General features: G+C 55.7%; 12 protein-coding genes. 5 read left to right on the top strand and 7 right to left on the bottom strand.

Translation table 11 applies throughout. The annotated features are described in order from the left end of the window. Positions 1–14: 14 nt before the first annotated feature. Positions 15–2,150: a YccS family putative transporter gene (gene yccS / locus GQR96_RS08595; protein ID WP_065904896.1), complete on the top strand. Its 2,136-nt coding sequence runs from the start codon at positions 15–17 to the stop codon at positions 2,148–2,150. A 10-nt stretch (positions 2,151–2,160) separates the two neighbouring features. Here the strand turns inward: yccS and GQR96_RS08590 are convergent, their stop codons facing one another. Continuing rightward, positions 2,161–2,757 carry a TfoX/Sxy family DNA transformation protein gene (locus tag GQR96_RS08590; RefSeq protein WP_048323585.1) on the bottom strand — a complete coding sequence of 199 codons (597 nt, stop codon included), beginning with the start codon at positions 2,755–2,757 and terminating at the stop codon, positions 2,161–2,163. 17 nt (positions 2,758–2,774) lie between these two features. Next, positions 2,775–3,080: a hypothetical protein gene (locus GQR96_RS08585; protein WP_158238036.1), complete on the bottom strand. Its 306-nt coding sequence runs from the start codon at positions 3,078–3,080 to the stop codon at positions 2,775–2,777. 25 nt (positions 3,081–3,105) lie between these two features. Here GQR96_RS08585 and sulA point away from each other — a divergent pair, with 25 nt between their 5' ends. Both sulA and ompA read left to right on the top strand, forming a co-directional pair. Then, positions 3,106–3,615, top strand: a complete 510-nt coding sequence (sulA, locus tag GQR96_RS08580; protein WP_017899460.1) for an SOS-induced cell division inhibitor SulA — start codon at positions 3,106–3,108, stop codon at positions 3,613–3,615. A 352-nt stretch (positions 3,616–3,967) separates the two neighbouring features. Then, positions 3,968–5,038 carry a porin OmpA gene (ompA, locus tag GQR96_RS08575; protein WP_044521956.1) on the top strand — a complete coding sequence of 357 codons (1,071 nt, stop codon included), beginning with the start codon at positions 3,968–3,970 and terminating at the stop codon, positions 5,036–5,038. Between the two features lie 207 nt (positions 5,039–5,245). On the opposite strand, the gene matP is transcribed toward ompA, so the two are convergent. Next, a complete protein-coding gene (gene matP, locus GQR96_RS08570; RefSeq protein ID WP_002898404.1) occupies positions 5,246–5,698 on the bottom strand; it encodes a macrodomain Ter protein MatP in 453 nt (150 codons plus the stop codon). A gap of 185 nt (positions 5,699–5,883) precedes the next feature. On the opposite strand from matP, the gene GQR96_RS08565 reads away from it, so the two are divergent. Both GQR96_RS08565 and fabA read left to right on the top strand, forming a co-directional pair. Further along, positions 5,884–7,641, top strand: coding sequence for an AAA family ATPase (locus GQR96_RS08565; RefSeq protein ID WP_065904898.1), 1,758 nt, complete (start codon positions 5,884–5,886; stop codon positions 7,639–7,641). A 69-nt stretch (positions 7,642–7,710) separates the two neighbouring features. Continuing rightward, entirely contained in the window at positions 7,711–8,229 is a 519-nt protein-coding gene (fabA, locus tag GQR96_RS08560; RefSeq protein ID WP_004201428.1) for a bifunctional 3-hydroxydecanoyl-ACP dehydratase/trans-2-decenoyl-ACP isomerase, read from the top strand. Positions 8,230–8,297: 68 nt separating this feature from the next. Here fabA and rmf read toward each other — a convergent pair whose 3' ends face one another. From rmf to pqiA, 4 genes are all read right to left on the bottom strand, one after another. Beyond that, positions 8,298–8,465 carry a ribosome modulation factor gene (gene rmf, locus GQR96_RS08555; protein WP_002898396.1) on the bottom strand — a complete coding sequence of 56 codons (168 nt, stop codon included), beginning with the start codon at positions 8,463–8,465 and terminating at the stop codon, positions 8,298–8,300. A gap of 252 nt (positions 8,466–8,717) precedes the next feature. Continuing rightward, complete coding sequence (gene pqiC / locus GQR96_RS08550) at positions 8,718–9,281, bottom strand: membrane integrity-associated transporter subunit PqiC (protein ID WP_004201425.1); 564 nt, start codon at positions 9,279–9,281, stop codon at positions 8,718–8,720. Next, complete coding sequence (gene pqiB, locus GQR96_RS08545; RefSeq protein WP_023320078.1) at positions 9,281–10,918, bottom strand: intermembrane transport protein PqiB; 1,638 nt, start codon at positions 10,916–10,918, stop codon at positions 9,281–9,283. Before pqiB ends, pqiC begins: the two co-directional genes overlap by 1 nt. Beyond that, entirely contained in the window at positions 10,908–12,176 is a 1,269-nt protein-coding gene (gene pqiA, locus GQR96_RS08540; RefSeq protein WP_004201422.1) for a membrane integrity-associated transporter subunit PqiA, read from the bottom strand. The genes pqiB and pqiA overlap by 11 nt, the downstream gene beginning before the upstream one ends. Positions 12,177–12,184: the final 8 nt, after the last annotated feature.

Here is a 12,184-nt window from a genome sequence, read left to right as displayed (position 1 = left end):
AACGGAACACGGACATGATTAGCCCCCTGCTACGCCGCTACACCTGGAACAGCGCCTGGCTTTATAACGTACGCATTTTTATCGCGCTCTGCGGCACGACGCTGTTTCCCTGGTGGATCGGCGAAGTCAAACTCACCATCCCCCTCACCCTCGGCGTCGTAGCCGCGGCGCTGACCGACCTTGACGACCGTCTGGCGGGCCGTCTGCGCAACCTCGCCATTACTCTGGTTTGCTTTTTCATCGCCTCCGCCTCTGTGGAGCTGCTGTTTCCGTGGCCGCCGCTGTTTGCCCTTGGTCTGACCGTGTCTACCATCGGCTTTATTTTGCTCGGCGGCCTCGGCCAGCGCTATGCGACCATTGCCTTCGGCGCCCTGCTTATCGCCATCTACACCATGCTTGGCGTTACGCTGTACGATCACTGGTATCTGCAGCCGTTGTTCCTGCTGGCGGGTGCCGTGTGGTACAACCTGCTGACGCTGTCCGGCCACCTGATCTTTCCGATTCGTCCACTGCAGGACAACCTGGCGCGTAGCTATGAGCAACTGGCCCGCTATCTGGAGCTCAAATCACGGCTGTTTGATCCAGACCTTGAGGATGAGAGCCAGGCGCCGCTGTACGATCTGGCCCTCGCCAACGGCCAGCTGGTGGCGACCCTTAACCAAACCAAGGTTTCACTGTTGACCCGTCTACGAGGCGACCGTGGGCAGCGCGGTACTCGTCGCACGCTGCAGTATTACTTTGTGGCCCAGGATATTCATGAACGCGCCAGCTCATCGCATATCCAATATCAGACTCTGCGCGATCAATTCCGCTACAGCGATGTGATGTTCCGTTTCCAGCGCATGCTGTCGATGCAGGCGCAGGCCTGTCAGAAACTCTCGCGGGCGATTCTGCTGCGCGAACCCTATCAGCATGATGCCCATTTCGAACGGGCGTTTATGCATCTCGATGCAGCACTCGAGCGCGTGCGCGCCGGCGGCGCATCCGACGAGCAGCTCAACGCCCTCGGCTATTTACTCAATAACCTGCGCGCCATTGATGCGCAGCTGGCCACGATTGAATCGGTGCAAACCACCGCGCCCGCCGGGAGTAATACCGAGACGCTGCTGGCCGACGACAGGCTCGGCGGGCTGAACGATATCTGGCTGCGCCTGCAGCGCAATATGTCGCCAGAGTCAGCCCTCTTTCGCCACGCGGTGCGTATGTCGCTGGTGCTTTGCGCCGGCTACGCTTTTATCCAGTTTACCGGGCTTCAGCACGGCTACTGGATCCTGCTGACCAGCTTGTTCGTCTGTCAGCCGAACTATAACGCCACCCGCCATCGCCTGGCGTTGCGGATCATCGGCACCCTGGTCGGGGTGGCGATCGGCCTGCCGGTCCTCCTGCTGGTACCGTCGGTTGAAGGACAGCTGCTGCTGATCGTTCTCACCGGCGTGCTGTTCTTTGCCTTCCGTAACGTGCAGTACGCCCATGCCACGATGTTTATTACGCTGCTGGTGCTGCTGTGCTTTAACCTGCTTGGCGAAGGTTTTGAAGTCGCCCTGCCGCGCATCATTGATACGCTGATCGGCTGCGCCATCGCCTGGGCGGCGGTGAGCTTCATCTGGCCGGACTGGAAATTCCGCAACCTGCCACGGGTGTTGGATCGCGCGATGAACGCGAACTGCCGTTATCTGGATGCCATCCTGGAGCAGTACCACCAGGGCCGCGACAACCGGCTGGCCTACCGTGTCGCACGCCGTGACGCCTACAACCGCGATGCTGAGCTGGCTTCCGTCGTCTCGAACTTGTCGACGGAACCACGGGCGGATGCCGCCCAGCGCGAGACCGCCTTTCGCCTGCTGTGTCTCAATCATACCTTCACCAGCTACATCTCCGCCCTCGGCGCGCATCGGGAAAAACTGTCCACGCCGGACATCCTCGCCCTGCTGGATGATGCGGTCTGCTATGTGGATGATGCCTTACATCATACCCCAGCGGATGAACAGCGAGTGCAGAAGGCGTTGGCCAGCCTGCAAGACCGGATCCACCATCTGGAGCCGCGCGCGGACAGTAAAGAGCCCCTTGTGTTACAACAGATTGGCCTGCTGCTGGCGCTGTTGCCTGAAATCTGCCGCCTGCAGCAGCTGGTACACGCTCAAACGGAATAACCGTTGTCCACTAGCGGGCAGCCGCCCATTCCAGAAGCTCCTGACGCCGTGGCGTCGGGAGCGCGGCGGCATGGACGCCAACGATAGCCCCCTCCAGCGCCAGCAAGACGTTGTGTGATAGGGAAGCATTGTTCTCACGCAGCTTTAGCCAGGCCTGGCGGGCGCCCACCTGCCGTAGTGCTAACACGTCTGGTATGCCCGAGTGAATCAGCTGCAATTCCATATGAAAGCTGATATTAGGTAAATCCTTCAGGCGTGCCGACGACCGGCGGCGACATTTTTCACGCTGGGCGCTCTGCCACGACATCAGCGATAAGCGGAAAAGCTGTTTCTCATCGCGCCACAAGGCATCGTCAATTTGATAATACTTTAGCGGCACGATGCGCCCATGTCGGCGCAGCATCAATAAAGGATTATGGTGTTCTACCCGATAGGCAGCGCTCTGCTCGCAGGCTTTCAGATAAATATTTCCCTCTGCCACCATCGCAAACACGGTATCTTCGATAGCCAGGCTGTAGCCGCCAAACAGGGGGCGAGAGTGAAGTTGACCCAGCGGTGAGACGCAGGCCTGAAATTGCGGGAGCCGCGGACATACAAGTTTTTTCATGATCATTCCTTTGTGAATCATGTAATTAAACTTAAGTTGTTAACGGATCCGCTAAGAGAAAACATAAGGGACTTCCCTGACAGCAGCAAGATGATTTTTGCCTGCTTTTCCACCAGAGTGCGGTTTTGCGAGACGCTTTCAGAAAATTGCAGCTGTTGCTGCAACTGGAAGACAGGAGAGAAAGGATTAGCCGGCGTTAAGGATAGTGTTGAGGTCAGCCGCAAAGCCGGATAGTCAGGGTGGCTGAAAGTGATTAAATTTCCATCAGTAAAATGACAAATTGCGGTTGATCTTTTCCCCTGGTGGATATACTGTATATGCATACAGTAACTACAGGCGGGATAGACTATGTTTACTTCAGCTCACGCAAACCGTTCAGCACAGGCTTCTGCTCCGGCAGGCCACTACGCTCATCGTTCTGGCGAACAGGCCGCCAATGGGCTGATCAGTGAAATTGTCTATCGTGAAGATCAACCCATGATGACACAGTTGTTGTTGCTACCTTTATTACAGCAGCTGGGTCAACAGTCTCGCTGGCAGCTGTGGCTTACGCCGCAACAAAAGCTTAGCCGCGAGTGGGTTCAGTCTGCCGGTCTGCCGCTGTCTAAAGTCATGCAAATTAGCCAGCTCTCTCCTTGCCATACCGTAGACTCTATGATCCGCGCCCTGCGCACCGGTAATTATAGTGTGGTTATCTGCTGGCTGGCGGAGGAGTTAACCGCTGACGAACATGAGCGTCTGGTCAATGCCGCCCAGGAAGGCTGCGCGATGGGGTTCATCATGCGCCCGGTCCGAAATCAGGGCACGCTCGGCAGACAACTCAGCGGGCTAAAAATTCACTCAAATTTGTATCATTGAGTGAAATTAGGATTATTCCTGGAATTTTTTTTACCGGTAGTAATGGCACAGCGTTTTTTAAGGTCTTTTTCGCGGAATGCCTGCCACACGGGCATTTGTGCCTTTTTTTCGTGTACGAAAATCAACCATATTTGTTAAATATTGTGTACACAACCCTTTTTTTTCATATGCCTGACAGAGTTCACACTTGTAAGTTTCGAACTAAGTTGTAGACTTTACATCGCCAGGGGTGATCGGCTTACGCTGCATGTATCAGCATAGTTAACAACAAGTCACGCCCCCGGTGAAGGATTTAACCGTGAGGTCTTTTGTAACTTCATGGCGAATTTTGGATGATAATGAGGCGCAAAAAATGAAAAAGACAGCTATCGCGATTGCAGTGGCACTGGCTGGCTTCGCTACCGTAGCGCAGGCCGCTCCGAAAGATAACACCTGGTATGCAGGTGGTAAACTGGGTTGGTCCCAGTATCACGACACCGGTTTCTACGGTAACGGTTTCCAGGGCAACAATGGTCCGACCCGTAACGATCAGCTCGGTGCTGGTGCGTTCGGTGGTTACCAGGTTAACCCGTACCTCGGTTTCGAAATGGGTTACGACTGGCTGGGCCGTATGGCATATAAAGGCAGCGTTGACAACGGTGCTTTCAAAGCTCAGGGCGTTCAGCTGACCGCTAAACTGGGTTACCCGATCACTGACGATCTGGACATCTACACCCGTCTGGGCGGCATGGTTTGGCGCGCTGACTCCAAAGGCAACTACGCTTCTACCGGCGTTTCCCGTAGCGAACACGACACTGGCGTTTCCCCAGTATTTGCTGGCGGCGTAGAGTGGGCTGTTACTCGTGACATCGCTACCCGTCTGGAATACCAGTGGGTTAACAACATCGGCGACGCGGGCACTGTGGGTACCCGTCCTGATAACGGCATGCTGAGCCTGGGCGTTTCCTACCGTTTCGGTCAGGAAGATGCTGCTCCGGTTGTAGCTCCGGCTCCGGCTCCGGCTCCGGAAGTGGCTACCAAGCACTTCACCCTGAAGTCTGACGTACTGTTCAACTTCAACAAAGCAACCCTGAAACCGGAAGGTCAGCAGGCTCTGGATCAGCTGTACACCCAGCTGAGCAACATGGATCCGAAAGACGGTTCCGCTGTTGTTCTGGGCTACACCGACCGCATCGGTTCCGAAGCTTACAACCAGCAGCTGTCTGAGAAACGTGCTCAGTCCGTTGTTGACTACCTGGTTGCTAAAGGTATCCCGGCTGGCAAAATCTCCGCTCGCGGCATGGGTGAATCCAACCCGGTTACTGGCAACACCTGTGACAACGTGAAAGCTCGCGCTGCCCTGATCGACTGCCTGGCTCCGGATCGTCGTGTAGAGATCGAAGTTAAAGGCTACAAAGAAGTTGTAACTCAGCCTGCGGCTTAAGTTATCACTGATGAAAAAACCCGCTTCGGCGGGTTTTTTTATGTCTTCTCGCTCGCTTTAGCGGCTGAAGGCTGAAGCTGAAGCTGAAGCTGATAGCTGATAGCTGATAGCTGATAGCTGATAGCTGAAGACCGTGAGCGATGGATTGTGCATTGTCGACCGTGCGCTGCGACCTGCGCCTTAGCAACCGCTGATCGGGCATGCCGGTTACTCTTTACCCAGCAGTACCTGCAGATCGTGCTTCAGGCTCGACATTTTACTGGCATATTTCTCTTTATGCTCAGCATCCTCAATCAGCTGGACAATGGTTTCGGACAAGGTTTTCCCCCGCCGCTGCGCCAGACCGGCAAGGCGCTGCCAGACGACAAACTCAAGGTCGATCGACTTCTTACGCGTATGCTGATGCTCGGCGTTAAAATGGCGTTTCCGTCGCGCGCGGATAGTCTGCTTCATGCGGTTCATCAGCGCCGGATTCATATGCTGCTCAATCCAGGCATGCACCAGCACAGGTTCATTCTCGAGCGTCAGCAAGTCATCTACCGCAGCTTGCGCAGCGCTGGCCTCAATGTAGCGGGTAATCAGCTCACCTTCCCGGTGCTTCTTTACCAGATATTTCCATTTCCAGCCGCTTTCAAGATTTTCCAGTTGTTGATATTTCATTGCGATCTCAATGTGACCGTGTAACTCATTTCAGGATATCAGTTTTTTCCTGATGTGCTGAATATAAATCATTATTCGTGATGTGGATGGCCGGGTAATCATCGGGGTACTCATAATCCTCCGTGTGCTCTGACGCGGCATCAGGTATAATTGCGCGCTTTACATCTAACTAAAAAACAGCGACTTTGACCATTACGAAACTGACCCGAACCGACCTTGCGCCTGATCTGGAACCTTACCAGGCGCTGTTTGCTCAAGCGGAACTCTCTCATCCGGCCCCCTCCCTCTCGGGCGATCTGCAGCCGCGTTTGTTCTATGCGCTTGAGCAGCTGCTGTGCACCCCGGCAGTCTCCTCCTTCATGCTGGTGAAAGCCCCTGAGGAGCCGGAATATCTGCAATGGCTGGCGGCTGAAACTCGTACGCTGCACGAACCTGCCGCACCGCTTCACGGAGTCCGCTATGAGGTTAACGGCGCTCACGTGACGCTCGCGCCGGCGCAACGCGCTGAAGATAATTTTGCCAGTACCGCTCCGGTCGTGGCGGCCGATTGGCTGGAGGCGGAACAGCTGTTTGGCTGCGTACGCCAGTTTAACGGTGAAATCACACTTCAGCCTGGCCTGGTCCATCAGGCCAACGGCGGCGTGCTGGTGCTTTCACTACGCACACTACTGGCACAACCGCTACTGTGGGTGCGCCTGAAAAATATGGTGACCCGTCAACGCTTTGACTGGCTCTCGATCGATGAATCACGGCCGCTGCCGGTCAGAATCCCTTCCATGCCGCTGAGCCTGAAAGTCATGCTGGTGGGCGAACGCGAATCTCTGGCCGATTTCCAGGAAATGGAGCCAGAGCTCTCTGCCCAGGCCATCTATAGTGAGTATGAAGACACCCTGCAGTTTGCAGACGCCGATACGCTGAAGGCCTGGTGCCAGTGGGTATGGCAAAATGCACAGCAACTGGAATTACCGGGCCCGGCGAGCGATGCCTGGCCACTGCTGATCGATGAAGGAACGCGCTACACCGGCGACCAGGAGACCCTGCCGCTCAGCCCGCTATGGATAGCCCGCCAGCTGCGTGAGTCTGCCGCCTTCTGCGAAGGCGAAGAGATTACCGGCGAAGCGATGCAGACGATGCTGGCGCGCCGTGAGTGGCGTGAGGGCTACCTGGCGGAGCGTATGCAGGAGGAAATCCTGCAGGAACAGATCCTGATTGAAACCGAAGGCGAATGCGTCGGGCAGATTAACGCCCTCTCGGTCATTGAATTCCCCGGTCATCCACGCGCCTTCGGCGAACCTTCGCGCATCAGCTGCGTCGTGCACATTGGCGACGGCGAGTTTATCGACGTCGAGCGTAAAGCCGAGCTGGGCGGCAACATTCATGCGAAAGGCATGATGATCATGCAGGCTTTTCTGATGTCCGAGCTGGAGCTGGAGCAACAACTCCCCTTCTCCGCTTCGCTGACCTTTGAGCAGTCCTACAGTGAAGTGGATGGCGACAGTGCCTCCATGGCTGAACTCTGCGCCTTAATCAGCGCGCTGGCCAACGTGCCGATTAATCAAAGCATCGCGATCACCGGCTCTGTCGACCAGTTTGGTCGTGTGCAGCCGGTCGGTGGTCTGAACGAGAAAATTGAAGGCTTCTTCACTATTTGCCAGCAGCGCGGTTTAACCGGCAAACAGGGAGTGATTATCCCTGCCGCCAACGTTCGTCATCTCAGCCTGAGCCACGAACTACGTCAGGCCGTTGCCGACAACCAGTTTGCTATCTGGGCAATAGACGATATTAGCGAAGCGCTGCCGATGTTGACCCAGCTGATGTGGGACGGTGAAGGACAGACGCTGCGACAAACCATTCAGGAGCGGATAGCGCAGGCGACCCAGCAGGAGACTCGCCATCGTTTTCCGTGGCCGCTACGCTGGTTAGGTGGGACAAGTTCTAACTGATCGGACTTGTTCAGCTTACACGTGTTAGCTATCCTGCGTCCCGAACTTAAAATAAGGCTTACTGAAAACATGGTAGATAAACGCGAATCCTATACAAAAGAAGATCTTCTTGCCTCTGGTCGTGGTGAACTGTTCGGCGCGAAAGGCCCGCAGTTGCCGGCGCCAAACATGCTGATGATGGACCGCGTCATCAAAATGACCGAAACCGGTGGTAACTATGACAAAGGTTATGTTGAGGCCGAACTCGACATCAACCCGGACCTGTGGTTCTTCGGTTGCCACTTTATCGGCGATCCGGTGATGCCGGGCTGCCTGGGCTTGGATGCCATGTGGCAGCTGGTGGGTTTCTATCTCGGCTGGCTCGGTGGCGAAGGCAAAGGCCGCGCGCTGGGCGTTGGCGAAGTGAAATTCACGGGTCAGGTTCTGCCGACCGCGAAAAAAGTGACCTACCGCATCCACTTCAAGCGCATCGTTAACCGTCGTCTGATTATGGGCCTTGCGGATGGTGAAGTGCTGGTTGACGATCGCCTGATCTACACCGCAAGCGATCTGAAAGTGGGTCTGTTCCAGGATACTTCCGCTTTCTGATAACGTTCAGCAGCGATTAAAAGGCGAAGCCCCCGCTATGCGGAGGCTTCTTTTTTAAAGAGACAGTGTCAGGCCGTTAGTACCCTGTCCTCCATGGCTTCTCGCCAGCCTCCCAGCCACCATGAGCGTTGATTCAGGCTCTGGTATGGACACATTTCTTTCGATCTTCCTGCGATACCCGCCTGATATCCGCGTTGATGTGCCCGTTCCAGGCGATCTCGTTTTTGTCTCTTCATGCCTCGTTTCCCTCATTCTTTGATCTGGTGGAAAAGAAAACAGTGGTCGCAAATTATGCAGCCACGGGTTACGAATACCGCGAAATGAAGGCAACGTCAATGCGCAAAATTCACGCCATTGTCATATTTGTGACCTATATAAGAGTTCATTTTTTGTTCACCTGACACACCGGCCGGTAACGAACTGACCTGACAAAAAAAAGCCGTGCGGCTCAGATGAACCGCACGGCAGATCAGCGTGATGAATTTTACTTATGGCAGACGGTTAAGCTCGCTGGCAATGGCCGCCGCCTCCTGGCTCCACGCCTGCGCCAGGGTCTTGACCATCGCGTCATAACCATCCTGATCCTGCTTAAGCACGATGTTGAACGGGCGCTTGATCAGCTGTCCCTGATGCTTCAGCAGCCACTCACCGCTGACGATAACCCGCCCGTCGTAGCGTCCGTGAAAGCCATTGACCGCGACGTTGAGCGTATCCTGCTCGCTACCCAGCGGCTGGGATGACACCACCCAGCCCGGCAGCTGTTGGCTCAGGTTCGCCACCAGCGTGGTGCGCAGCTGCTGGTCCAGTGGGCTGGCCCACAGATTATTATTGGCGATCACATACTGCACGTCGGTGGTCTGATAGACCACCCCGTTACCCGCCAGGTAATCCGGGATGCTGACCTGCTCAACCCACAGCAGACGCGCCCCCTGGCTGGCGGCGCTCTGTGCGCCGCCCTGCGCCACCGGCAGCTGGTAATACGTTTTGCTTTCGCCGCCGCTACTGCACGCCGTCAGCACGCATACGGCTGCCGCCAGTAACCATTTTTTCATTATTTCGCTCCCTTCGGCTGTGGGTCTTTTTTATCCTTCGCCTCAAATACCAGCGCATTGCTCTTATCATTGAGCGTTTTCAGGACCGGCTGCAATTCACGCAGCACCTGATCCAGACGCTGCATATCGGCCACCATCTTATTGTAGGCCGCGGAGCCCGGCTGGAAGCCCTGCATGCTGCGGTTCAGCTCGCGCAGCGTCGTCTGCATATCCGCAGGCAACTGCTGCATCGACTGGCTGGAGGTGATCTTATTCAGACTATCCAGCGTGGTCTGCACGTGCTGCATGGTCTTCTCGCTCTGCGCCAGGGTGCTGGTCGCCTGCTCCAGCAACGGATTGAGCGGCAGGTTATTAATCTTATCCAGCGCATCCATCAGACGCTGCTGGATCTGCGCCAGACCACCGCTGATGGTCGGGATAATCGGATAGCCGTTAAACTCCTGAATTTTCCCGCGCGGCGGCGCCTTCGGATAGAAGTCGAGATCGATATACAGCGCGCCGGTCACCAGGTTACCGGTTTTCAGCGAGCCGCGCAGTCCGCGGTTGATCAGATCGTCAATATGGGCACGAATATTCGGATCGCCGCCCAGCTGGTTAATCAGACGTTGCGGTTCAACCCGCACTTCCACCGGAATGCGATAATCGTCGTTCAAACGCTGCTTCAGACCGGGAATGAAGAACGGCACTTTGCCGACGGTTCCCAGACGGATGCCGCGGAACTCTACCGGCGCGCCCGGCTGCAGGCCGCGAACCGAGTCTTTGAAGAACATGACATAATCGATATGCTCGGTAAAGACCGAATCCTGGATGCTCTTCTGATCGTCAAATAAATGGTATTCCGTTTTATTTGCCACCGGCTCGCCGAGATCCAATCCTTCAGGAATATCGAAGCTCACGCCGCCGCCAAACAGCGTCGACAGCGAACCCATCTCGACGCGCATCCCCGCCGAAGTCAAATCTACAGCGATGCCGCTGTCCTTCCAGAAGCGGACATTGGTGGTCACCAGGCGGTCATTGGGCGCATTGATAAACAACTGATAAGTGATACGACGTTTCTGGGTGTCGAAGGTGCTGGTTTCCACCGACCCCACGCGATAGCCGCGGAACAGCACCGGATCGCCCGGCGACAGCTGCCCCGCCTTGCTGCTTTCCAGCAGAATACGGATCCCCTTGGCATCCGGCGAGGCCAGCGGCGGAGAATCCAGTAGCGGATACCGCGCTGGCACCGAACCTTTCGTCCCAGGCTGCAGTTCAATATAGGCTCCGGACAACAATGTCCCAAGACCGCTGATCCCCTCGCGCCCTACCTGCGGTTTCACCACCCAGAAGACGGAATCGTTGTGCAGTAATTTCTGCATCCCTGAGTTGAGGCGGGCTTTGATTTCCACGTGGGTTAAATCGTCGGTCAGCGTCGCGCTCTCCACTACCCCAACGTCCACGCTGCGGCTCTTGATGCGGGTTTTTCCCCCTTCAATCCCTTCCGCGTTGGTGGTGATCAGCGTGACCTCAGGGCCCTGATGGCTGTAATGATAGAACAGGATCCACGCCCCGATCAGCGCAGTGACGATAGGAAAGATCCACACCGGTGACCAGTTCTTCACCTTCTGCACTTTCGCTTCTCCGCTCTTATTTTCCATGTTGTTGTATTTCCTCATGGCTTGAATCTGGCTCACGATCCCACAGTAAACGGGGATCAAACGTCATGGCTGAAAACATGGTCATCACCACCACCAGGGCAAACATCACCGCGCCGATAGCGGGATAGATATTCATCAACCCTCCCATGCGCACCAGCGCAGAGAGTACGGCGATGACAAAAACATCAATCATTGACCAGCGGCCAACAAACTCCACCACTTCATAGATCAGATGCATGCGTTCCGAATCGCGCTCACCGTTGCCATTGGCGTTCCAGCACAGCCAGGCAATAGCGATCATCTTCAGCGTCGGCACCATAATACTGGCGATAAAGATCACCAGCGCCACCGGATAAGAACCTTCGCTCCACAGTAAAACGACCCCAGCCATAATGGTCGACGGCATTTTATCGCCCAACAGATCGGTGATCATGATCGGCATAATATTGGCAGGAAGATAAAGGATAAATGAGGTCACCAGCAGCGCCAGCGTCCACTGCAGGCTGTTTTTACGCCGCGCCGTTCCTTTACTGTGACAGCGCGGGCAGATCGTCAGATCGGCCGGCAACACCGCCGTGCAGCACGCGCAGGAGCGCAGCCCCTGGCGGATACCGGCCACACCGACCTTCAGCGGTTGGGTAATGGCCGGCATGGGGGCGATATCATCCCACAGCCAGCGGCGGTCGACGCACTGAAAAGTACGTAACTGCAGCAGGCAAAACATACACCACGGCACAAAACTCAGACCGATGCCGATATCGCCGTAGGCCATCAGCTTGACGAAGCTCACCAGCACGCCGGCAAGAAAGATCTCCGCCATGCCCCAGGTTTTCAGGTGGAACAGAATACGCGCAAGGAACGCCTTGAGACCGGCGGGCATTCTGACCCGATTGACCAGCAGCAGAATGGTGACCAGGCAAAACGCCGGTACCAGCTGCACAAAGAGTAAAAAGAAAGTGCCGAGGCTGGCGTAATCCTCGGTAAATAACACATTGGGAATTTCCAGTAGCTCTATTTCGCTGCTGATCCCGCCCACTTTCATATAGATGAACGGAAACAGGTTGGCCAACAGCAGCATAAACAGCGCAACCAGCGCATACGCCGTGGGACGCTGGCGAGGCGCGTCCCACGTGGTGGTTAATGTTGTACCACAGCGCGGACAAGCGGCTTTCTGGCGATGCTCAAGCTGCGGCAAAGCCACCAGCAAATCACATTGGGGACATAAAATATGTCGCGCAGCATGATGATGATCGCACATGACAACTC

Source organism: Klebsiella sp. PCX (assembly GCF_021869705.1).
GTDB lineage: Bacteria > Pseudomonadota > Gammaproteobacteria > Enterobacterales > Enterobacteriaceae > Klebsiella > Klebsiella quasipneumoniae.
Note: the sequence above shows the minus strand (reverse complement) of the source record. Positions and strands in the feature narration are given on the sequence as shown.

What these genes read in the sequence shown, in the direction of transcription:
- pqiA (WP_004201422.1), bottom strand. Translation starts at nt 12,176, where the DNA reads ATGTGCGATCATCATCATGCTGCGCGACATATTTTATGTCCCCAATGT.
- rmf (WP_002898396.1), bottom strand. Translation starts at nt 8,465, where the DNA reads ATGAAGAGACAAAAACGAGATCGCCTGGAACGGGCACATCAACGCGGA.
- GQR96_RS08585 (WP_158238036.1), bottom strand. Translation starts at nt 3,080, where the DNA reads ATGCATATACAGTATATCCACCAGGGGAAAAGATCAACCGCAATTTGT.
- pqiC (WP_004201425.1), bottom strand. Translation starts at nt 9,281, where the DNA reads ATGAAAAAATGGTTACTGGCGGCAGCCGTATGCGTGCTGACGGCGTGC.
- sulA (WP_017899460.1), top strand. Translation starts at nt 3,106, where the DNA reads ATGTTTACTTCAGCTCACGCAAACCGTTCAGCACAGGCTTCTGCTCCG.
- matP (WP_002898404.1), bottom strand. Translation starts at nt 5,698, where the DNA reads ATGAAATATCAACAACTGGAAAATCTTGAAAGCGGCTGGAAATGGAAA.
- fabA (WP_004201428.1), top strand. Translation starts at nt 7,711, where the DNA reads ATGGTAGATAAACGCGAATCCTATACAAAAGAAGATCTTCTTGCCTCT.
- pqiB (WP_023320078.1), bottom strand. Translation starts at nt 10,918, where the DNA reads ATGGAAAATAAGAGCGGAGAAGCGAAAGTGCAGAAGGTGAAGAACTGG.
- ompA (WP_044521956.1), top strand. Translation starts at nt 3,968, where the DNA reads ATGAAAAAGACAGCTATCGCGATTGCAGTGGCACTGGCTGGCTTCGCT.
- GQR96_RS08590 (WP_048323585.1), bottom strand. Translation starts at nt 2,757, where the DNA reads ATGAAAAAACTTGTATGTCCGCGGCTCCCGCAATTTCAGGCCTGCGTC.
- yccS (WP_065904896.1), top strand. Translation starts at nt 15, where the DNA reads ATGATTAGCCCCCTGCTACGCCGCTACACCTGGAACAGCGCCTGGCTT.